Annotated in this window: 17 protein-coding genes and 1 CRISPR repeat array; of the genes, 12 read left to right on the forward strand and 5 right to left on the reverse strand. The window is 65.8% G+C overall.

Annotation, left to right across the window (positions count from 1 at the left end; all coding sequences use genetic code 11):
• Positions 1–63: 63 nt before the first annotated feature.
• The 4 genes from cas9 (at position 64) to A6A05_RS00720 (ending at position 7,051) form a co-directional block, all read left to right on the forward strand.
• Complete coding sequence (gene cas9, locus A6A05_RS00705; protein WP_245644108.1) at positions 64–3,102, forward strand: type II CRISPR RNA-guided endonuclease Cas9; 3,039 nt, start codon at positions 64–66, stop codon at positions 3,100–3,102.
• Positions 3,078–3,965, forward strand: a complete 888-nt coding sequence (gene cas1, locus A6A05_RS00710) for a type II CRISPR-associated endonuclease Cas1 (RefSeq protein WP_068496475.1) — start codon at positions 3,078–3,080, stop codon at positions 3,963–3,965. The genes cas9 and cas1 overlap by 25 nt, the downstream gene beginning before the upstream one ends.
• A complete protein-coding gene (gene cas2, locus A6A05_RS00715) occupies positions 3,962–4,291 on the forward strand; it encodes a CRISPR-associated endonuclease Cas2 (RefSeq protein ID WP_068496477.1) in 330 nt (109 codons plus the stop codon). Before cas1 ends, cas2 begins: the two co-directional genes overlap by 4 nt.
• A 58-nt stretch (positions 4,292–4,349) precedes the next feature.
• Positions 4,350–4,847: direct repeats of the CRISPR family, unit length 36 nt; unit sequence AGCCTACCATCAGGGAGTCGGTAGGGGAACCACGGC.
• A 107-nt stretch (positions 4,848–4,954) separates the two neighbouring features.
• A complete protein-coding gene (locus A6A05_RS00720; protein ID WP_068496479.1) occupies positions 4,955–7,051 on the forward strand; it encodes a bacteriohemerythrin in 2,097 nt (698 codons plus the stop codon).
• 46 nt (positions 7,052–7,097) lie between these two features.
• On the opposite strand, the gene A6A05_RS00725 is transcribed toward A6A05_RS00720, so the two are convergent.
• Entirely contained in the window at positions 7,098–7,877 is a 780-nt protein-coding gene (locus A6A05_RS00725) for a response regulator (RefSeq protein ID WP_068496480.1), read from the reverse strand.
• A 119-nt stretch (positions 7,878–7,996) separates the two neighbouring features.
• Positions 7,997–8,437, reverse strand: coding sequence for an RrF2 family transcriptional regulator (locus A6A05_RS00730; protein ID WP_068496482.1), 441 nt, complete (start codon positions 8,435–8,437; stop codon positions 7,997–7,999).
• A 228-nt stretch (positions 8,438–8,665) separates the two neighbouring features.
• Between A6A05_RS00730 and A6A05_RS00735 the strand changes: the two genes are divergently transcribed.
• The 5 genes from A6A05_RS00735 (at position 8,666) to hemN (ending at position 16,916) form a co-directional block, all read left to right on the forward strand.
• Positions 8,666–9,601 (forward strand): TRAP transporter substrate-binding protein, encoded by a 936-nt coding sequence (locus A6A05_RS00735; RefSeq protein WP_068496484.1) that lies wholly within the window; start codon positions 8,666–8,668, stop codon positions 9,599–9,601.
• Positions 9,602–9,609: 8 nt separating this feature from the next.
• Positions 9,610–12,564, forward strand: a complete 2,955-nt coding sequence (locus A6A05_RS00740) for an ATP-binding protein (RefSeq protein WP_068496486.1) — start codon at positions 9,610–9,612, stop codon at positions 12,562–12,564.
• Positions 12,561–14,984, forward strand: a complete 2,424-nt coding sequence (locus A6A05_RS00745) for an ATP-binding protein (RefSeq protein WP_068496488.1) — start codon at positions 12,561–12,563, stop codon at positions 14,982–14,984. Before A6A05_RS00740 ends, A6A05_RS00745 begins: the two co-directional genes overlap by 4 nt.
• Positions 14,985–15,037: 53 nt before the next feature.
• On the forward strand, positions 15,038–15,484 hold the full coding sequence (locus tag A6A05_RS00750; RefSeq protein WP_156520831.1) for a hypothetical protein: 447 nt from the start codon (positions 15,038–15,040) through the stop codon (positions 15,482–15,484).
• Positions 15,485–15,566: 82 nt separating this feature from the next.
• Positions 15,567–16,916: an oxygen-independent coproporphyrinogen III oxidase gene (gene hemN / locus A6A05_RS00755; RefSeq protein ID WP_068496516.1), complete on the forward strand. Its 1,350-nt coding sequence runs from the start codon at positions 15,567–15,569 to the stop codon at positions 16,914–16,916.
• A gap of 6 nt (positions 16,917–16,922) precedes the next feature.
• Here hemN and A6A05_RS00760 read toward each other — a convergent pair whose 3' ends face one another.
• The 3 genes from A6A05_RS00760 to A6A05_RS00770 form a co-directional block, all read right to left on the reverse strand.
• Positions 16,923–17,570, reverse strand: a complete 648-nt coding sequence (locus tag A6A05_RS00760) for a 3'-5' exonuclease (protein WP_068496492.1) — start codon at positions 17,568–17,570, stop codon at positions 16,923–16,925.
• Positions 17,571–17,602: 32 nt separating this feature from the next.
• Positions 17,603–18,373, reverse strand: coding sequence for a methyltransferase domain-containing protein (locus tag A6A05_RS00765; protein ID WP_068496494.1), 771 nt, complete (start codon positions 18,371–18,373; stop codon positions 17,603–17,605).
• Between the two features lie 71 nt (positions 18,374–18,444).
• The gene (locus A6A05_RS00770; protein ID WP_068496518.1) at positions 18,445–19,536 is read right to left on the reverse strand and encodes a ParA family protein; all 1,092 of its coding nucleotides are present in this window, start codon (positions 19,534–19,536) and stop codon (positions 18,445–18,447) included.
• Between the two features lie 125 nt (positions 19,537–19,661).
• On the opposite strand from A6A05_RS00770, the gene A6A05_RS00775 reads away from it, so the two are divergent.
• The 3 genes from A6A05_RS00775 (at position 19,662) to A6A05_RS00785 (ending at position 22,011) form a co-directional block, all read left to right on the forward strand.
• Entirely contained in the window at positions 19,662–20,123 is a 462-nt protein-coding gene (locus A6A05_RS00775; RefSeq protein WP_068496496.1) for a MarR family winged helix-turn-helix transcriptional regulator, read from the forward strand.
• Between the two features lie 78 nt (positions 20,124–20,201).
• Positions 20,202–21,539 carry an adenylosuccinate lyase gene (gene purB, locus A6A05_RS00780; protein WP_068496498.1) on the forward strand — a complete coding sequence of 446 codons (1,338 nt, stop codon included), beginning with the start codon at positions 20,202–20,204 and terminating at the stop codon, positions 21,537–21,539.
• 97 nt (positions 21,540–21,636) lie between these two features.
• Complete coding sequence (locus A6A05_RS00785; protein WP_068496500.1) at positions 21,637–22,011, forward strand: VOC family protein; 375 nt, start codon at positions 21,637–21,639, stop codon at positions 22,009–22,011.
• Positions 22,012–22,139: the final 128 nt, after the last annotated feature.

A 22,139-nucleotide genomic window follows, 5' to 3' on the forward strand; every position in this document is an offset into this window, starting at 1 on the left:
AGCTTTTCATTGCACCCCTCATAAGTCAAGATGCATTCACGCACTCGACTTATGGAGGTGTTCGTGGATGTATCTGCACGCCAGCTCGGCATCGACCTGGGAATTGGAACCTGCGGCTGGGCCTTGCTGGCCGAGGACAGCCTGATCGCGCTGGGCACGCGCACCTTCGACGTGCCCGAAACCGACAAGGAACGCATCCCCACCAATCAGATCCGTCGCCAGGCCCGGGGCATGCGCCGGGTGATCGACCGCAGACGGCAGCGCATGAACGCTGTTCGCCGCCTGCTGGCCGACCATGGCCTTCTGGCCGATGGCGGCAAGCTTGGCCTGGCCACCGTCCGATTGGACCCGTGGCAGGCGCGCGCCGAGGGGCTGGACCGGTTGTTGTCGGCAGGCGAGTTGGCGGTCGCCTTGGGGCATATCGCCAAGCACCGCGGCTTTCGCTCGAACTCGAAACGCGACCGGGGCGCCAACGCACCCAAGGAATCGAGTGCCATGCTGGGCGCCATCGCCCAGACCGGCGAGCGGCTTCAACACTGGCGGACCGTCGGCGAGATGTTCTGGAAAGACGAGTTCTACCAGACCCGGCGCCGCAATCGCGACGGCGACTATTCCCGCACGGTTCAGCGCTTGGACCTCGAGACCGAGGTGCACCGATTGCTGGCCGCCCAGCGTCGATTGGGAAATCCGCTCGCCACCTTCGACCTCGAGCAATCCTTCATCGACGTCGCCTTCTTCCAGCGCCCCCTGGCCGATTCCGACGACAAGGTCGGCCCCTGCCCGTTCGAGCCGTCCGAAAAGCGGGCCGCCCGCCACTCGCCGTCGTTCGAACGATTCCGCTTACTGTCCCGGCTGGCAGCGCTGCGGTTATCGTCCGGGGCCGGAGAACGCCCGCTGTCCGATGCCGAATTCGCCGCCGCCTGCGCCGATTTCGGCCGCCTTCAGGGATTTTCCTTCAAACGCCTGCGCCAGCACTTGAAGCTTGATCCGTCCATCCGCTTCGCCGGCATAGCGCCGGACGAGGAAGGCAAGCGCGACGTGGTGGCCCGCTCGGGCGAGGCGACGCCGGGCAGCGCCGCCCTGCGCCACTGCCTGGGGGACACGGTGTGGGACAACATGCTGGGCACCAGGCCGGCCTTGCTGGACGCCATCGCCGCCATCCTGACCTTCCGCGACGATGCCGACCGCATCGCCGAGGGATTGGCCGGGCTGGGAATCGAGGAGCCGATCCTGGACGCCCTGATGGATGGCGTTCGCAACGGAAGCTTCGGTAAATTCAAGGGCCCCGGCCACATTTCGGCCAAGGCCTGCCGGGCACTACTGCCCCATCTGGCCCGGGGCCGGGTCTATTCCGATGCCTGCGCCGATGCCGGCTACGACCATTCCCGCCAGACCGAGACCAATCTGGACGACATCCGCAACCCGGTGGCCCGCAAGGCCCTGGGCGAGGCCTTGAAGCAGATCAAGATCATCATCCACACCCATGGCCGCCCGACCGCCATCCATGTGGAAATGGCCCGCGACATCGGCAAGTCCGCCGATGAACGCGACGAGATCAAGAAGGGCATCGACAAGCGCAACAGCGAGAAGGACCGCGCCCGCCAACAGTTCCACGAAATGGTCGGCACCCCCGCCGCAGGCGCCGAGGACCTGCTGCGGTTCGAACTGTGGAAGGAACAGAACGGCTGGTGCCTTTACACCGGCCGGGAAATCCCGATCGACGCGCTGGTCTCTTCCGATAACCGCATCCAGGTCGATCACATCCTGCCGTGGAGCCGTTCGGGCGACGATTCCTACATCAACAAGACCCTGTGCTTCACCGAGGCCAACCAGCACAAGAAGGGGATGACCCCGTGGGAGTGGCTGCACGACGACCCTGAACGCTGGGAAAAGTTCGCCCGCACCGTCGAAGGCTGCAAGACCATGAAGGGGCGCAAGAAGCGCAACCTGCTGCTGCGCGATTCCAGCCGGCTGGAAAAGGAATTCCGCTCGCGCAACCTGAACGACACCCGCTATGCCTGCCGGCTGCTGCTGGGCATTCTGAAGCACACCTATCCCGATATCGTCGTAGCCGCCCGCCCCGGCCCGCTGACCGACCGTCTGCGTCGCGCCTGGGGACTGCAATCCCTGAAAAAGCACGAAGACGGCACCCGCAAGGACGACGATCGCCATCACGCCCTGGACGCGGCGGTGGTCGCCGCCACCAGCCAATCGATGCTGCAGCGATTGACCACCTTGTTCCAGAAGGCCGAGCGCGAGGGGGGCCGCCGCGACTTCGTCGGCCTGGAACCGCCATGGCCGGGATTTCGCGCCGATCTCGAGGCCAAGCTGGAAGGCGTCGTGGTGTCGCGCGCCGAACGCCGTCGAGCCCGTGGCGCCGGCCACAAGGACACCATCCGCGCCATCGGCGAAGGCGATGCCGGTCCGGTGGTGTACGAGCGCAAGCCGGTCGCGGCATTGACCGAAAAGGACCTGGACCGCGTCAAGGACCCCGAGCGCAACAAGGTCCTGATCGAGAACCTGCGGCAATGGATTGCCGCCGGCAAACCCAAGGACCCCGACAAGGCCCCCAGATCGCCCAAGGGCGATCCGATGACCAAGGTCAAACTGGTGACCACCGACGATGTGCGGATCCTGGTCCGCGGCGGCACCGCCGACCGCGGCGACATGGCCCGCGTCGATGTGTTCCGTCAGGCCGATCCCAAGGGCCGTTGGCGCTTTTTCCTGGTACCGGTCTATCCCCATCAGGTGTTCGACCCCACCGACTGGCCGCAGCCGCCCAACCGGGCGGTGGTCGCCTACAAACCCGAGAAGGAATGGACGGTCATGGGACCAGACCACGAATTCCTGTGGAGCCTGTACCCGTTCTCATGGATCGCCGTCGAGAAAGCCGACGGGACGCGGATCGAGGGGTACTTCCGGGGAATGCACCGTTCGACCGGGGCCATATCGATTTCCCCACACCACAGCAAATCCCTTGCATCAACGGGCATCGGCGCCAAGACCCTGGCATCCTTCCGCAAGTTCGCCATGGACCGCATGGGCAATTTGAGCGAAATCGAACGCGAGGTGCGGACATGGCATGGCGTGGCCTGCACATAAGCCGGCCGGCCCGGCTGTCCCTGGCCGACGGCCAGATCGCCATCGAACAGGAAGACGGCATCGTCCGCCTGGCGCTCGAGGACTTGGCCTGGGTGGTGCTCGACACCCCCCAGGCCAGCCTGACCGCCGCCCTACTGTCGGCCTGCATGGAGGCGGGCGTCGCGCTGATCACCACCGACGCCACCCACATGCCCAACGGCATGGCCCTGTCGTTCCACGCCCATCACCGCCAGGCGCAGATGGCGTGGCGGCAGATCGCGGTGTCGGCCCCGTTCAAGAAGCGCTGCTGGCAGGCGATCATCCAGGCCAAGATCGCCCATCAGGCGGCGGTGTTGGCCGGTCGCGACCCTGACGGGTCAGACACGCTGGCAGAAATGGCCCGCCATGTCGGATCGGGCGATCCCGGCAATGTCGAGGCCCGCGTCGCCCGCTTCTATTGGCAGCACCTGTTCCCCGATTTTCGCCGCGAGGCCGCCGCCGACCGCCGCAATGCCATGCTGAATTACGGCTATGCCATCCTGCGCTCGGCCCTGGCGCGCTCCCTGGTGGCCAGCGGCTTGCTGCCGGCCTTCGGTCTGCACCACGCCTCGGCCACCAATCCCTTCAATCTGGCCGACGACCTGATCGAGCCGTTCCGCCCGCTGGTCGATAGACTGGTCGTGGGTTTGGCCACCCCACCCTGGGACCGCCCGCTGACCATCGACGACCGCCGCGCCCTGGCCGGCGTACTGCTGGAAAGCACCTGTATCGACGGCGACGCCGTCACCGCCTTGGTGGCCTGCGAACGCGTGGCAGCCAGCCTGGTCCGCGCCATCGACACCAAATCGCCCGACGCCTTGGCCCTGCCGCAGGCACCGCCATGAAAACCGAGGAGGTTCGCCTGATGTGGCTGTTCGTCTTCTTCGACCTGCCGGTGGGGACCAAGGATCAGCGCCGCGCCGCCACCCGCTTTCGCAATTTCCTCAAGGATGACGGCTATCTGATGCTGCAATTTTCGGTGTATGCTCGGATTTGCCGCGGCGAGGAAGCCATCGACAAACATTTGGCCCGGGTCCGCAAGAATTTGCCGCGAACCGGTAGCATCCGCGCCCTTCAAGTCACCGACCGCCAATATGGCCGCATGTATCTCATGCTGGGAGACGCCCCGAAAAATGAAACCGTCGCCCAACGCCAGCTGGTTCTCCTCTGATTTCGGCCCCACAAAGGGGGCGGAAATCAGAGGATTTTCAGAGCCTTGCCGTGAAGGTAGCCTACCATCAGGGAGTCGGTAGGGGAACCACGGCCAGCCGCCATACGAGCCGAAAAGGAGAAAAAGCCTACCATCAGGGAGTCGGTAGGGGAACCACGGCTTGATGGTGATAGTGACGGTGCCGGATTCGAGCCTACCATCAGGGAGTCGGTAGGGGAACCACGGCCCTGCAGATGATCGGCCCGCTCGTCCCCGGAGCCTACCATCAGGGAGTCGGTAGGGGAACCACGGCTGCCTTGCCTATGACAAGCGAAAACCCCGCAGCCTACCATCAGGGAGTCGGTAGGGGAACCACGGCTCATCGCAGAGCGGTGCGATGTCCGCCCACAGCCTACCATCAGGGAGTCGGTAGGGGAACCACGGCTGCTTCGGCCGCAGACTGCAGGCACTGCCGAGCCTACCATCAGGGAGTCGGTAGGGGAACCACGGCGCCGCCTGAGGAGCGGCGACGAGTGCCTTGAGCCTACCATCAGGGAGTCGGTAGGGGAACCACGGCCGGGCCGGGGGGAGGCCCCCAACCATACGGGTGGATTTTTAGGGTTAAATAAACATATTTGGTGTAAGGACATTACCCGACGACACGACGTTCGGGGCAGACCTTCCATGTTGATTCGCACCATTCGCGGCAAGTTCACCGCCATTGGCCTTGCCGTTCTGGGCGTGGCCACGCTGATGACGGCAAACAGCCTGTGGACCGCCGAGAAGATGGAGGTCGGCGTCGAGGAATTGTCAGACGCAGCATCGGCACTGCGCACCCAGATGACCGCCGACATGATGCACGACGCCCTGCGGGCCGATGCCTTCGCCGCACTGTCCATGGCCGAAATCGGCGACGCCGCCGACCAGAAACATCTGCGCGAAGACCTTGCCACGCATATCGAGCAATTCACCAAAAGCATCGAAGCCAACAAGTCGATGCACCTGCCCGACGACATCAAGGCCGCGCTGAGCAGCGCCGACAAACCGCTGGCCGCCTATGCCCAACAGGTCCGCCGCACCGTCGATCTGGCCTTTACCGACCGCAAGGCGGCGCTGGCCTCGGTCGGCGAGTTGCAAAAGTCGTTCGACGACCTTGCCACCGCGATGGAAGCCATTTCCGACAAGATCGAGGCCCACGCCAAGGACATCCATGATGGCGCCGACGCCGCGGCCAACCGGGCCTTCGCCCTGGGCCTGGCAACGGCAGGATTCACCGCACTGATCCTGGCGGTGGTCGGCCTGTTCACCCGTAACTCGATCCTGTCGCCCTTGACCCGCATCACCGCCTCGATGAAAGCCCTGGCCGGCGGCGACCTGGAACGCCCGATCGCCGACCTTCAACGGACCGACGAAGTCGGCAACATGGCCCAGGCGGTCGAGGTGTTCCGCAACAACGCCATCGAGGTGCGTAAACTGCAGGCCGAGCAGGCCGAGCAGAAGCGCCAGGCCCAGGCCGCCCGTCATGCCGCCATGAAGCAGATGGCCGACGCCTTCGAATCCAGCGTCGGCAAGGTGGTGCAGACCGTCACCTCGGCCGCCACCGAATTGCAGGCGGCCTCGCAGCAACTGGCCGCCTCGGCCAACGAAACCAGTGCCCAGGCCACCACCGTCGCCTCGGCGGCGCAGCAGGCCTCCAGCAACGCCCAGACGGTGGCCGCCGCCACCGAGCAGCTGTCGGCCTCGATCGCCGAAATCGCCCAGCAGGTCGAGCGTTCGCAGGCGGTCGCCACCCGCGCCGAGACCGAGGCGGAACAAGCCACCGGCCAGATCCGCCATTTGTCCGACGCCGTCGGCCAGATCAACGAGATCGTCAACCTGATCAACGCCATCGCCCACCAGACCAACCTGTTGGCCCTGAACGCCACCATCGAGGCCGCGCGCGCCGGCGATGCCGGCAAGGGCTTCGCGGTGGTCGCCAACGAGGTCAAGGGACTGGCCAGCCAGACGGCGCGCGCCACCGGCGAGATCGCCAACCACATCAAGGCCGTGCAGGAAGGCACCGCGTCCGCGGTGCACGCCGTCGACAGCATCGCCTCGGTCATCGGCGAGATGAACGAGATCGGCAGTTCGGTCGCCGCCGCCGTGCAGGAACAAAGCGCCGCCACCGGCGAGATCGCCCGTAACATCGAACAAACCGCCGAAGGCACGCACGAGGTGTCGTCGAACATCGGCACCGTCGAACAGGCCGCCCGCGACACCGGCGGTGCCGCCGAGCAGATTCACACCTCGGCGTCCGACCTGTCCCAACAGGCCGAGTATCTGCGCGCCGAGGTCCGGCGCTTCCTCGACCAGGTCCGCTCGGACCAGGACGAAATCACCTTGATGGAATGGAATGCCGATTACGATACCGGCGACCAGGCCGTCGATGCCCAGCACCACGCCTTCTTCGACCACGTCAACAAGACCTTCGCGGCGATGATGGGCGGTGATTCCTCTGGGGTGACCGGTGCCGCCATCGCCGACATCGTGGTCGAGATGGGCGAACATTTCCGCGAGGAAGAGGCGCTGATGAGCCGCCAGGGCTATCCTGCCATCGACCACCACCGCGATTCGCATCGCCGTTTCCTGGAACAGGCCGGCGCCCTGAAGGCCGACATGGAAGCCGGCAAGGACGGGGCCGTCAACCGGACCTTCGAATATCTCGCGGCGTGGACCCGGGAACATTTCGCCAAGGACGACCACGACCTGGCGCTGTTCCTGCGCCAAGCCAAGGCGGCATAGATCATGCTGCGATAGGATCGCAGCATGATCTCGGAAGATACGCCGGTCAGGTGATCCCGAAACGCGACAGGCATTCGGCGAGATCGTCGCCGAATTGCGGCCCCTTGCGGATCAGCGCCGCGCGCGGCGGCAAACCGGCCAGCTTGGGATGTCCCCAGGCGTAGCTGGTGAACACGGCGAACGGAATTCCCTGGGTCACCGGCATCGCCGACAGGGCGCAGCCCAGATCGACGCCGGAAAGGCTGCCCAGCTCCATCGAGGCGACCACCATGTCGGGCTTGGTGTGCACCACCATTTCCAGCGCTTCGAACGGATTGCGCACCACCGAGGTGCGATAGCCGCAGGCGGCCAGCTCGCGTTCGACGATCCGGCTCATGGCCTTTTCGGGCACCACCAGCATGACCTCGATATTCTTTTGGACGATCGGGCCGAAATCGATGTCGACGGCGCGCTTGGCCGGCAAGGCGCGAGCCACCGCCGGCATGTCGGCACCGGAATCGTCGCCGTCGGCCAGCTTGTCGATGCGGTCGATATAGACCTGAATGGCGTCAAGGTCGCCGTCGCCCAGAACCTTCAGATCGGCCAGATATTCGTCAAGGCGGTGGGTCACCAGCTTGATCAGCGGCACGTTCAGGGCTTGGGCATTGCTGCGCAGGCTGCTGGCGTCGCGCTTCAAGGTGGCCAGGCCTTCTTCGGCGGTCACGCTTTTCGAGCGCAAGTTCCCCAAGAGAACCTGCAAGGCGCTGGCAGTATCGCGCAGTTCCTCAAGGAACTCAGCGATGACGCGGCGTTCATTTTCGTTATCGACGGCATCAAAAGCGGACATTCACTCCCCCGAACTCGAACGAATCCCAGGGATCTTCTATAACACGGCCAAGGCCCGGGTGTCCTGCCCCAGAATTCACCATGCCGCAGTCCGGAAAACGCGGGCCACGCCCGCTCGGCTCAGCCGCACGCGGCCTTGCAATTGGGCTTACCCCTTTCGGCCTGGATCATGTCGGCCAGGGTATAGCGGTCGAGCGAGGTGAAGAACGCATCGAGCCCTTCGGAAAAAGCGTGACGGGCGACACACGAGGAATCGAGAAGGCAAGCCTCGTCCGGCGCGTCGCGCATGCAACGGGCCAAGGCGAAATCGTCCTCGACCTGACGGACCAGTTGGCCGATCCGAATCGAGGCCGCATCGACCCGAAGACGCACACCGCCATATTTGCCGCGCACCGTCTCGAGATAGCCGGCGCGGCCCAACTGATGAACCACCTTGGTCAGATGGTTCTTCGAGATCGCATGTTCGGCGGCGATGTCGTTGATGGTGGTCAGTGCCCCGGGCCGAAGGCCCACGTGAACCAGAACCCGCAAGGCATAGTCGGTATGCAATGTCAGACGCATAATCCCGCCATTCGCTTTCCCCCGCGTTCACAGCCGCGCGATCTTCTATTAGTTGAGGTGTGCGGTCAATGCCAAGATCGGCATGCCACCCATGCGGTAGAACGATTCCAGCATCCATAGAACCTTTCTTTGTGGTGCGTGCAGGGATACAACAGAAGAAGTTGCCAGTGCTGGGGGACGGTGGTGTCCAAAGTCGTGCCGTATCTCTGGTCCGCGTGTGTCGCGTTGATGGGCTTTTTGTCGGCGGCCAGCGCCCCCGCGCGCGAGCTGCGCGTCGCCGACACCCATCCCCAGGCCTATCCCACGGTGCAGGCGCTGGAGCATATGGGGCGGCTTTTGGCCGAGCGCTCGAACGGGCGCCTGACCCTGAAAATCTTTCACTCGCGCGTTTTGGGGGAAGAGGTCGAAACCATCCAGCAAACCTTGGCCGGCGCGCTGGAGATGACCCGGGTCAACCTGACGCCCTTGAACGCCACCATTCCGGAAACCATCGTCGCCTCGCTGCCGTTCCTGTTCACCTCGGCCGCGCATATGCATCGGGTGGTCGATGGCCCCGTGGGAGCCGAGATCGGCCGCGCCTTCGAGGCGCATGGCTTCGTCCTGCTGGCTTATTACGATTCCGGGGCCAGGTCCTTTTATACCCACGACAAGCCGATCCAGCGCCCGGCCGACCTCAAGGGCTTGCGCATCCGCGTCCAGCAATCGCCGCTGGCCGAGGCGATGGTGGCGGCCTTGGGGGCCAGGCCGACGCCGTTGGCCTATGGCCAGGTGGCGGTGGCCTTGAAGACCCGGCTGATCGACGGCGCCGAGAACAATCTGCCATCCTACCATGACGCCGGCCACTATCTGGCGGCGGGGCATTACGCCCTGACCGAACATGTGATGGCGCCCGAGGTCTTGATGATGTCCAAGCGGGTCTGGGACCAGTTGCCGGCCGCCGACCGCGCCCTGATTCGCCAGGCCGCCGCCGATTCGGTCCCCGAGATGCGCCGGTTGTGGGCCGAGCGCGAAAAGATCGCGGCCCGGGCCTTGGCCGATGCCGGCATCGTCCCGGTCGCGGTGGACAAGGCGCCTTTCCAGGCCGCCATGCGGCCGGTCTATGACCGCTTTGCGGCAACGCCCGCCTTGAAGGACCTGGTGCGCCGCATCCAGGCGACCAGATAGGCGGCGCCATGGGAAAACCCCTCGCCATCAGCCACTGGATCAGGTTCTTGCCGATCAGCTGGCGCATCCCGCTGGTGGTGGGGCTCAATGCCGTGGTGGTGATCGCCATCGCCCTGCTGGCGTGGCAAGGTGCGGCACTGGTGGGCGCCGACATTGATGAGCTGCGTCTGGTCCAGGGCCGCATCCACCAGCTGACCGCGATAGACGCCCAGTCCGGCCGACTGCAAAGCCAGATCCGCCAATACCTCAACACGCCTTCGGACGAAGCGCTGAAGGACATCATCCGCCGTTCGGAAGATTTGTTCGCCGCCCTGGCCGATCCCACCCTGGCCCAATCCGTCGGTCCATCCGAGCTGACGCAAATCACCGACGCGGCTCGGCGGTTCGTCGCCGGCTTTCAGCGCCTGAAAGCGATCAACGCGGAAATCGCTCGCATCTACGAATCCGACATCGTGCAGTCGGCCAAGGAGCTGTCGGGGCTTTATTCGATCCTGAACGCCTCGGTGCGGTCGCGGCCCGGCAGCCTGCTGGAACCGGCCCTGGTCAAGTCGCACGAGCATTTCGTCGAAGCCCTGATCGCCGTCAACACCTTCTACTTCACCGGCGATCCCGCCCAAGGCCGCCCGGCCAGGGCCGCGCTGGGCCGGGTGGCCGAAACGGTGCCGATCCTGGTCGAGCTGGCCGCCACCGACCTGCAGCGCGATTCGCTGCAGGTGATCGGCCGGCGTCTCGCCACCATCGACGCCGCCACCCAGGCCATCGCCGACACCTATGGCCTGCGCGCGGCTACCCTGGCCAACGAGGTCGATTCCAACCAGGCGACGATGGCACTGGTGGTCGACCGCGTCGTCGCCCAGGGACACGACCGAGAGGTCATGCTGCAAAGCCAGTCGAAAGGGCTGCTGGTCCGCGTTGGCCTGGCGGGTGCGATCTTGGGCCTGATTTTGCTGGTGGTGGGCTCGATCGCCAGTTGGAGTATCGGCCAATCCATCCGTCAGCCCTTGCAGCGTCTGCGCCAACGCATGGAGGCCGGAGCGCGCGGCGACTGGAGCGGCGAGATCGAAGGCGCCGACCTGCCCGACGAATTGGCGGCGATGGCCCGCACCGTCGAGGTCTTTCGGCGCGACGCCCTGGCCAAGGCCCGCCTGGAGACCGAACAAGCACGTGACCTTGCCCGCGAGGCCGAGGCCAAGCGCCGCACCCTGCAAGATCTTCTGGTCCAGATCGAGGTCCACGAGCACGGCGCCCCCTTCGCCCGGCCGCTGGTCCCGGCCGCCGTCAGCGGCGAGACCGCCGAGATCGCCGCGGTCTTCAACCGCGTGCTGTCGAAATTCCACCACGCCACCCGCGATCGCGACAGTGCCATCCGTGAACTGACCCTTGCCAAGGAAGCGGCCGAGGCCGCCAACCAGGCCAAGTCGGCGTTCCTGGCGGCGATGAGCCACGAGATCCGCACGCCGATGAATGGCGTCGTCGGCATGCTGGAAGTGCTGACCCATTCGCCGCTGTCGCCCGACCAGGCCGAATTGGTGGCGACCGTGCGCCAGTCGGCCCTGGCTTTGCTGTCGATCATCGACGACGTGCTGGATTACTCGAAGATCGAGGCCGGGCGGCTGGAACTGGAGACCCGCGCGGTGTCGCCGGCCCAGGTGATCGACGGCGTCATCCAGACCCTGAACGGAGCCGCCGCCAAGAAGGGTTTGGTGCTGGAAGCCTTCGCCGACCCGGCCCTTCCGGCGCAGATGCTGGCCGACCCGGCCAGGCTGTCGCAGATCCTGTTCAATCTGGTCGGCAACGCCATCAAGTTCACCGAGCAGGGCCTGGTCCGGGTCTTCGCGGTCCGCACCGACCACGCCCAGGGCCGCGTCGGCCTGTGCATCCGTGTCGTCGATACCGGCATCGGCATTCCCGACGACGTTCAACCGTCTCTGTTCCGGCCCTTCACCCAAGGGGAATGTTCGAGCACCCGGCGATTCGGCGGCACCGGCCTGGGCCTGTCGATCACCCGTCGGTTGGTCGACCTGATGGGCGGGCGGATCGCCTTGTTCAGCAATCAGGGCCAGGGATCGACCTTCGTCATCGATCTCGATTTCCCGGTGGTCGTCACCGACGACCAGGCTCCGCCGCCCCCGATCGACCTGATGGGGGTCAGGGTGTTGGTGGTGGCCCGTGACGCCGCCGAACGGACCATGATCGCCCGCGCCGCCGAGGAAGCCGGCGCCGCCGTGGTGCGGGTGTCGGAAATGGCCGGCGCCCTGGCCGCCTCGGCCAAGGCGGCCAACACCCGGGCGCCGTTCGGGGTGGCGGTGATGACCCTGGAAGGCAGCGATCTGGGCGAACTGGCCAGCCTGGCGAATACCCCGCTGCTGCTGATCCGCGACAGCTTCGATTCCCCCGACGATTCGGTGCTGGAGCGTCTTCCCCGCTGCCGGGGCTTCCTGGGCCGGCCGATCGATCCGCACGCGGTGACGGCGGCGATCGCCACGGTCACCGACTGCCACCCGATCGGCGCCGCCACGGCGCCGCCCGAACCCGCGGCCTTCGCCCCGCCGCCCGACACCGGACTGTCGATTCTGGTGGCCGAGGACCACCCGGTCAACCAGCAGGTCATCCTTCGCCAGCTGCGCATTCTGGGCCATCATCCGGAGATGGTCGCAGACGGCGCCGCCGCCCTTGAAATGTGGCGCAGTCGCAAGTTCGACCTGATCATCACTGACTGCCACATGCCGGTGATGGACGGCCTGCAACTGACCGCCGAGATCCGCGCCGAAGAGCTCAAGCACGGCGGTCGCATCCCCATCCTGGCACTGACGGCCAACGCCCTGGGCGGCGAGGCAGAACGCTGCATCGCCAGCGGTATGGACGGGTTCTTGACCAAACCGGTGGACATGGCGCAATTGCGCCAGGCCCTGGCCCTTCTCAGCGCGGCCGGTTCGCCCAATCCGGCGGAGCCGCAAATATGAAGCCGTCGCGTCTGTCGCTGGGACTTGCCAAGGCCAAAGGCTGGCTTGGCCATTCGCGGCTGGTATTGGCCATCCTGGCACCGATGGTGGCCCTGGTGGTCTTCTCGGTGATGATGGTCAACGACCGCCTGCAGGATTATCGCCGCAATTCGGACCTGCTGAAGGTGGCCCAACTGGCCCGTTCGTCGCGGGCGCTGACCCGCGAACTGGAAGCCGAGCGCAGCCTGTCCACCCAGGCCATGAGCGGCCTGTCCACCGCGTCGGTTCCCGCACTGATCGAGCAGCGCCAGCGCGTCAACGAGCGCCTGGCCGAGTATCAGGGGCTGACGCAGCACTCGGCGACGGGAGCTGGCGCCGCCTCGGAGACAAGGCTGCCGACCGAGTTGATCGACCGGGCGCGCGCCGCCGTCGATGGCCATGGCGATTTGCGCACCGTCATCGAGAATTATTCGGTACTCGTCGCCGCGGCAACCCGGGCGGCCGAGAATTCCGTACCGCTGGAACTGACCAACCTGATCGCCGCCTATATGGACCTGGGCAGCGTCAAGGATCGCATCGAACGCTCGCGGAGCCTGGGGGCCGCGATGATCGCGCAAGGCGCGGCCGACCGCGAGATGGTCGGCCTGCTCGCCGAGGCGCGCGCCGAGCGCCATGCCTTCATCGAATCCTTCCGCCAGCACGCAGCATCCGATCAGGCCGCCATTTTCACCGAAGTGGTGCGCGGCCCGGTCCCCGAAGAGATCGAGCGGCTGCACCGCCTGGCCCTGGCCGGCAAGATGCGCGCCGCCGAAACCGAAAACTGGCACCGTGCCCATTTTGCCATGCGCGATCTGGTCGAGCGGACCGAGACCCGGCTGGAAGCCGATGCCGAGGCGGAGATCGGCCGAGCCCTGTCCGAAACGCGTACCACCTTCTATATGGTGCTGGTGGGCACGGTCCTGCTGGTGGCCTTTTCGCTCGAAACCCTTAGGCGCAGCGAACGTCGGGCCGTCCTGTGGCAGGAAGAGGCCCGCAAGCTGTTTCGCGCCGTCGAGCAAAGCCCGGTGGCGGTGATGATCACCGACACCAAGGGCGACATCGAATACACCAACCCCGCCTTCACCCGCATGACCGGCTTCGAGCGGGCCGAAATGATCGGCCAGAATCCGCGCGTGCTGAAATCCGACCAGGTGGTGCCGGGAACCTACGAGGATTTGTGGCAGACCATCCGCGCCGGCCAGGAATGGCGCGGCGAGGTGGTCAACCGGCGCAAGGACGGTACCCTTTACCGCGAAAAGATGACCGTCGCCCCGGTCAAGAACGGTGCCGGCGACATCGACAGCTATATCGCCCTGAAGGAAGACGTCACCGAGGTCCATCAACTCCGCCAGGCGCTGGAACACGAACACGCCCATCTGCGCCATATCCTGGCGTCGATCCGCGACGGCATCGCCCTGATCGACGGCGACGACACCATGCTCTACGGCAACCCGGCGCTGGAAGCCTCGTTCGGACCGATCGCCGGACGCAAGGCGCTGGACTATTTCGGCCAGGCGCTGCCGGCCGGCGGCGAGTGGCAACCGGCCGACAGCCCGCTGACCTACGAGGTGACGACCATCCCCCTGCACAGCCCCGACGGATCGGCGGCGATGCTGGCGGCGTTCCACGACGTCACCCAACGCCTGCAGGCCGAGCACGCGACCCTGGAAGCGCGCGACGCCGCCGCACTGGCCAATCGCTCGAAAAGCGAGTTCCTGGCGACCATGAGCCACGAACTGCGCACCCCTCTGAACGCCATCATCGGCTTTTCCGAGATCATCGAGAACGAGCTGCTGGGACCGATCGGCACGCCGCAATATGGCGAATACGCCCACGACATCAACGTTTCCGGCCGCCATCTGCTGCAGATCATCAACGACATGCTGGACATCGCCCGCATCGATATCGGTCATATCGTGCTGCGGCGCGACCGCGTCGCCACCTGCGAAACCCTGAACAATTGCATCGGCCTGGTCCGCGAACGGGCCAGCGTGGCCGGCGTGGCGCTATCGACCAGCATTCCCCACGACCTGCCGGACATGACCGGCGATGCCCGCCGGATCAAGCAGGCGGCGGTCAATATCCTGGGCAACGCCATCAAGTTCACGCCCACCGGTGGCCAGGTCCGCCTGATAGCCGAACTGGTCGAGGACGGTCTGGCGGTGCGGGTGGCCGATAACGGCATCGGCATAGCGCCTGAGGACCTGTCCAAAATCCTGGCTCCGTTCGGCCAGGCCGATTCCAGCCTGGTCAGGCGGTTCGAAGGCGCGGGCCTGGGATTGCCGCTGTCGGCCAAGCTGATCGAACTGCATGGCGGCCGGCTCAGCGTCGACAGTCGATTAGGCGGCGGGACCACCGTCACCTTGTGGTTCCCGGCCTCGATGCTGCTGAAGGCGCCGTGACTTCGCCACATGGATGGCCTAGGATTCGTCAGTCCCGGAAGGGGAGGATGGTGATGATGATGCGCATTGTTCCGGTGGCGGCCCTGATCCTGGCGGCGCTTTCCCCACTGTCCGCCCGGGCGGAAAGTGCCGCCGACCTGAGCCGCGCCGTCCTGAACCGCGCCGAAGAGGGCTTCACCGCCCAGGACCGCCGCGAGATCGAGGAATGGTTCCGCCTGGGCAAGCGGGTCCTGACCGGCGAGGACGACCGCAAGGGCCACAAACACAAGAAGACCCCGCCCGGACTCGCCAAGCGCGACGAGTTGCCGCCCGGCCTGGCCAAGCGCGACACCCTGCCGCCCGGCTTGCAGGGCCGTAACCTGCCGGGCGAGCTGGAACGCAAGCTGTCACGCCTGCCCCGGGGCTACAAGCGCAGCCAGGTCGGCGACGACGTCGTCCTGGTCGAGGCGGCCACCGGAGTAATCATCGACATCTTGCGAGGCGTCGGCGGCCGCCGCTGAAATAGCCCTACCGGCCCCATTGTTGAAATGGTCGGCCGTCGGGGTTAGGGTCTGGCCTTGAGTTTTTGCGAAGGACCCCATGATGCGACGCGATTTGTCGGCCAAGTACGATTTGCGAGTGCCCCGTTACACGTCGTATCCCACCGCGCCGCATTTCCATCCTGGCATCGGTCCCGAGCAATACGGCCAGTGGCTGGAAGGGCTGGATCCGGCGACCGAATTGTCGCTGTACGTGCACATCGCCTATTGCGCCGAAATGTGCTGGTTCTGCGGCTGCCACACCAAGATCACCCGCAAATATGCCCCCGTCGCCGCCTATATGGACGGATTGCTGGGCGAGATCGGGCTGGTCGCCGACTGCCTGGCCACCCGCATGACCGCGCGCCACGTCCATTTCGGCGGCGGCAGCCCGACCATCCTGACGCCAGAGGATTTCGTCCGCACCATCGACACCTTGCGCAGCCGCTTCGTCATCAAGCCCGACGCCGAGATCGCGGTCGAACTGGACCCGCGCACCGCCGACGAGACCTATGTCAAGGCGATGGCCCAGGCCGGCGTCACCCGCGCCTCGATCGGCGTGCAGGATTTCGACCCCAAGGTGCAAGAAGCGATCAACCGCATCCAACCCTATGACGTCACCGCCAACGTCATCGGCTGGCTGCGTACCCACGGCGTGCCCGAAATCAACATGGATCTGGTCTACGGCCTGCCCTACCAGACCACAGACGGCCTGCTCGATACCATCGACAAGGCGCATGGGTTCAGGCCGCGCCGCATCGCCCTGTTCGGCTATGCCCATGTGCCGTGGATGAAGAAGCACCAGCGCCTGATCCCGGAAGCCGCCCTGCCCGACGCCGAGACCCGCTGGGCCCAGTACGAGCAGGGAACCGCCCGGCTGGAGGAACTGGGCTACGTCAAGATCGGGCTGGACCATTTCGCCGCCCCCGACGACCCGTTGGCCATCGCCTTGAAGGAAAAGCGCCTGCATCGCAATTTCCAGGGCTACACCACCGACGAGGCCAGCGTGCTGATCGGTTTCGGCGCCTCTGGCATCGGCATGCTGCCGCAAGGCTATGTCGCCAATGTCGGCGAGACCCATTTCTACCTGGATGCCATCAAGCAGGGCCGCCTGGCCACCGCACGCGGCGTCGCCATCGATGCCGACGACCAGCTTCGCCGCGACATCATCATGACCTTGATGTGCGACCTGGAAATCGACCTGGACGCGGTCTGCGCCCGCCACGGCGCCGACGCCGCCCAGTTCCAGGGCGAGTTGGCCAACCTGGCGCCTTTGTCGCAAGACGGGCTGGTGGTGGTCGAGGGCCGGCGCATCACCGTCACCGACGAGGGCCGCACCCTGGTGCGCGCCGCGGCGGCCGTGTTCGACCGCTATCTGAAGAAGGGCGAACAGCGCCATTCCCGGGCGGTGTGAGCGGGGCTATTCGTCGCCGAAGCTGACCTTGCGGGTTTCATCGACGACGAAGCCGCCTTGCATCTTCAAGAAGGCCTCGGCGGTCAGGACGGCGTCCAACAGGGCGCCGTGATGCTGGAAGCGATCGGATCGGTCGATCCACAGCCGATCGCACAGCACGTCCAGCGACCCCGGCACGCCAGGAAAGAACGAGCGGGAAAGGTGCTGGGTGCAGATGAAATCGTCCTCGCCGAAGATCACCTGATCGAAGCCGCAGCGCCCGACCCGGGCATATTCGAAATTCAGGAAGTCCATCTCGTTGGTGGCGCTGTGGGCCAACAGCACGTCCTGGCCGATGAAATCCTCGAACTCGTCCAGGATGTCGCCGAAGGTGGGTGCGCCCTTGAGATCGGCGATATTGATGCCGTGCACTGCCACCGAGGCCTTGGCGATCGGACCATTCGGCTGGATGCGGCGCTGCCATTCCCGCCCTGGCCGCCAGCCGTCGCCGTCGCGGGTCAGTTCCAGGCAGCCGATCTCGATGACGATGCCGGGCAGCCGCATCCCCTTGGGCATCCGCTTGATCTCGGCTGCGGCGGGAATGCGAAAGCCGGTGGTCTCGGCGTCGATGGCGACGATGCGTTCGACCTCGTCCAGGTCTTCCAAAGTCAGCATGGCGCCCCCCTCTCTTGTGAAGCGCCGCCTTGTCAGCCCTGGCGCGATGCCACCATGAACAGGCGGCGGAACGGAAACAGCGTACGACCATCGGCGCCGCGTGGATAGGCCAAGCCGATACGCCGGGTGTATTCGGCCAGGAACTCGGCCCGGGCCTCGCCCTCCAACGCGTCCAGAAGCGGCTTCAAGGCGGTGCCCATGGTCCACTTGACCACCGGGTCGTCGCCGTCCAGCACATGCAGGTATTCGGTTTCCCAGATGTCCAGATGGGCCGCGTGCGGCGCCAGAAGGTCATAATAGAAATCGCCATCGCCGACGGGAAAACGCCGGGCCAGCGGGCGCAGTAGCGGCGCCCACGGGCCGGCCTCGACGGTTTCGGTCATCACCGCGTGCGACGCGGCATAATGGTTGTGCGGCATCTGCACCGCCAGCACGCCACCGGGGGCGACCAGATCCATCAATCGGGGAAACAGTCTTTCGTGATCGTCCAACCATTGCAGGGCGGCGTTCGAGAACAACAGGTCCAGCGGCGCCTCGGGCTGCCAACTTGCCGCGTCGGATGCCACCCAGGTCACCGACGACGGTTCGGCGGCGGCGGCCCGCAACATCTCGGGCGAGGAATCGACGCCCCACACCCGGGCCTCGGGCCAGCGTTCGGCCAGCAGCTGCGTGACGTTGCCGGTGCCGCAGCCCAGATCGGCGATGCGGGCCGGGCGCACCAGATCGACACGTCCCAAGAGATCCCGCGCCGGCCGCAGGCGCGGCGCGGCGAAGGCGGAATAGAGTTTTGGATCCCATGGCATGCTGAACGGCTCCCCCCAATGTGGACAAGGTACCGTACCGCACTAACCGGTCAACCTAGGAAAATGCCGGGTTAGACCGGGATCGGGACCAAGGACCAATTGTGGATGGTCAGCCCGGCGGCCAGCCCCATCACCACGCCCAAAAGCACCAACGCCGCCGCCACCGCCAGCTTCCAGCCCCATCCCGGGGCCATGGTCAGCGGCAATCCGGCGGGAATGTCCTCGGTCCAGCCCGGAGCCGGCGGATCGCCCGGCTCGGGCACCGCCCGGCGGCCCTGGCCGCTCTGGGCGACCGCTCCGGCCCATTCGGCCAGCCGGTCGGCGCCGAAGTCGCGGTCGGCGGAACCCGCGCCCTCGTCACCCTCGGCCAGCGCCGCCATGCGCGACACCCGATTCAGCAGCAATTCGGCCAGCCGCAGATAGGCCCGGGCCGGCGGCGATTGCGGCGCCATCGTCACCACCGGCAGATCGCGCGCCGCCGCCTCGATCACCACCGGATCGCGCGGGATCAGCACCGGCACCACCCGGGCGCCGAACTCGGCGATGATGTCCTCGGTCAGACGGCCGGTCATCTCGCCGTCCTCGGTCATGGTCAGCAGGATGTAGACGGTGTGCAGGTCGTGGTTGAAGTGCCCGCGCACCCGATTGACGTTCCACCACGCCTTGTGCAAGCCATCCAGCGCGTGCGGGCTGGGCATCACCGGCATCACCACCGCGTCGGCGGCGACCAGGGCGTTGACCGAGACGATGCCCGGGGCCGGCGGGCAATCGATCACCACGATCTCGACATCACTTGGCAGCCGCTCGAAGGCGCGCTGGATCGCCAACTGGCAATCATCCTGCAGGGCCAGCTCGATGTCGGCCCAGGCCAGCTCGTCCGACCCGGCGATCAGGCGCAAATTGTCGTAAGGCGTCGGCTTCAGGCATTCCGAGCAGCTGGCCCGGCCGGTGATCAGGTGGTAGGCCCCGGTCGGCACCGGCGCCGTCAGGCTCATCGAGGTGGTGGCGTTGCTTTGGCTGTCGAGGTCGACCAGGACCACGCGGCGGCCCAAGGCGGCCAGGCACACCGCCAGATTGACGCTGGTGGTGGTCTTGCCGACGCCGCCCTTCTGGTTGAAGACGGTAATGACGATCGGCTTGGCGGCGACTTGCCCGTCGGTCATGCGCAAAACCCCGGTTCGCAACAGATGGCAGGCAGAATATCCGTTGAACCAGCGGGCGACAATCTCAAGCTTGGTGCGATTTTCCCTGTTGGCGGACACAATTCTTAAATCTATACTCACCGCCCATGGGCCAGCCGTACTTCGAAATCATCCGTCTGATCGAAAGACTGCACCGTCACTTCCTGGACGTGCTGCGGACCGAGCTGCGCCGCAAGGGGATCGAGGACATCAACGCCGTCCAGGCCCTGTTGCTTTACAATATCGGCGAGAACGACGTGGTCATCCGCGACCTCAAGGACCGCGGCTACTACCAGGGCTCGAACGTGTCGTACAACATCAAGGGCCTGACCGAGTACGGCTACCTGACCCAGGAACGTTCCGCGCACGACCGCCGCTCGGTCCGCCTGAAGCTGACCGACAAGGGCCTGGAACTGTGCGCCACCGTGCGCACCCTGCAAAACGACCTGGCCAACGCCATGGGCACCGACGACGACACCAAGAAGTCGCTGGACGACACCGTCTCGACCATGCTGCGCCTGGAGCGGACTTGGTCCGACTTCATCCATTACGGCCGCATCCGGGTGTAAGCACCCCTTTGCAAGCGCGGGCTTTTTTGCCATAACCCCACTTCACCGTTCGCGCCGCTTTCGCCGCAGGGGTTTCCCATGTCCATCACCCGCTATTCCCGTCCGCAGATGTCCGCCATTTGGGACGCCGCCAACAAGTTCCGCATCTGGTATCAGATCGAGGCGCATGCCTGCGACGCCCTGGCCGAGATCGGCATCATCCCCAAGGAATCGGCGGCGGTGGTGTGGGCCAAGGGCGACCTGCCCTACACGCCCGAGCGCATCGCCCGCATCGATGCCATCGAGGCCGAGACCAAGCACGACGTCATCGCCTTCCTGACCGAACTGGCCGAGCATATCGGCGCCGAATCGCGCTTCGTGCACCAGGGCATGACCTCGTCGGACGTTCTGGACACCTGCCTGAACGTGCAGCTGACCCAGGCCGCCGACATCTTGCTGGAAGACCTGGACAAGCTGCTGGCCGCCCTCGAGCGCCGCTCGTTCGAGTTCAAGGATTTGGTGTGCATGGGCCGCAGCCACGGCATCCACGCCGAGCCGGTGACCATCGGCCTGAAGTTCGCCGGCTTCCACGCCGAGTTCCAGCGCGCCAAGACCCGCCTGATCGCCGCCCGGGCCGACATCGCCACCTGCGCCATCTCGGGCGCGGTCGGCACCTTCGCCAACATCGATCCCCGGGTCGAGGAACATGTCGCCGCCAAGCTGGGCCTGGCCCCCGAGCCGCTGTCGACCCAGGTCATCCCCCGCGACCGCCATGCCCAGTTCTTCGCCACCCTGGGGGTGATCGCCAGCTCGATCGAGCGCGTCGCCGTGGAAATCCGCCACATGCAGCGCACCGAAGTCCGCGAGGCCGAGGAATATTTCTCGCCCGGCCAGAAGGGCAGCTCGGCGATGCCGCACAAGCGCAACCCGGTCCTGACCGAGAACCTGACCGGCCTGGCCCGCATGGTCCGCGCCTATGCCATGCCGGCGATGGAGAACGTCGCCCTGTGGCACGAGCGCGACATCTCGCATTCCTCGGTCGAGCGCTATATCGGCCCCGACGCCACCATCACCCTGGACTTCGCCCTGGCGCGACTGACCAACGTGATCGATAAGCTGGTGATCTACCCCGATGCCGTCGAACGCAATCTGAACCAACTGGGCGGACTGGTGTTCTCGCAGCGGGTTCTGTTGGCCCTGACCCAGGCCGGCACCAGCCGCGAGGACGCCTATCGCCTGGTCCAGCGCAATGCCATGAAGGTGTGGGACGCCGCCGGCGAAGGCCAGGACACCACCGGCCAGTTCCTGGCCAACCTGAAGGGCGACGCGGACGTCACCCGCGCCTTAAGCGTCACTCAGATCGAGGAATTGTTCGACCTGGGCTATCACACCAAGCATGTCGACACCATCTTCCGCCGGGTGTTCGGCCGGGCGTAAAGCATGAGCCGATGAAATCGAATCATGCTCAGCCGCCATTGAGGCGGCGGCCAAGCAAGCGGAGCTTGCGCCCGGCGAGGGGCAAGGCAATGAGAACATGATCGACCGGATCGACCATTTCGTCCTGACCGTCGCCGACATCGAGGCGACGTGCGACTTCTACGCCAGGGCATTGGGGTTCCAGGTGGTGACCTTCGGCCAGGGCCGCAAAGCCCTGGCCTTCGGCCGCCACAAGATCAACCTGCACCAGAACGGCCGCGAGTTCGAGCCCAAGGCGCATTGCCCAACGCCGGGGGCGGCCGATTTCTGCCTGATCACCGAACGCCCGTTGGACGAGGTGGCGGCGCGCCTGCACCGCGAAGGCATCGCCATCGAGGAAGGGCCGGTGGCCAGAACCGGGGCCACCGGCCCCATCACCTCGCTTTACTTCCGCGATCCTGACGGCAATCTGGTGGAAGTGTCGCGCTACTAGCAGCCTGTCGGACTCGAGCTTTCGGCGGAGTACGTGGGGCGGTAGTTCCGCTGGATCGCCTGGGACTGGGGCGTGACCGTCTGGCCGGGTGGATGCTGGGGAGATCGCCCGGCGCGCCCGGTTTTGTA

Source organism: Magnetospirillum moscoviense (assembly GCF_001650635.1).
Classification (GTDB): Bacteria; Pseudomonadota; Alphaproteobacteria; order Rhodospirillales; family Magnetospirillaceae; genus Magnetospirillum; species Magnetospirillum moscoviense.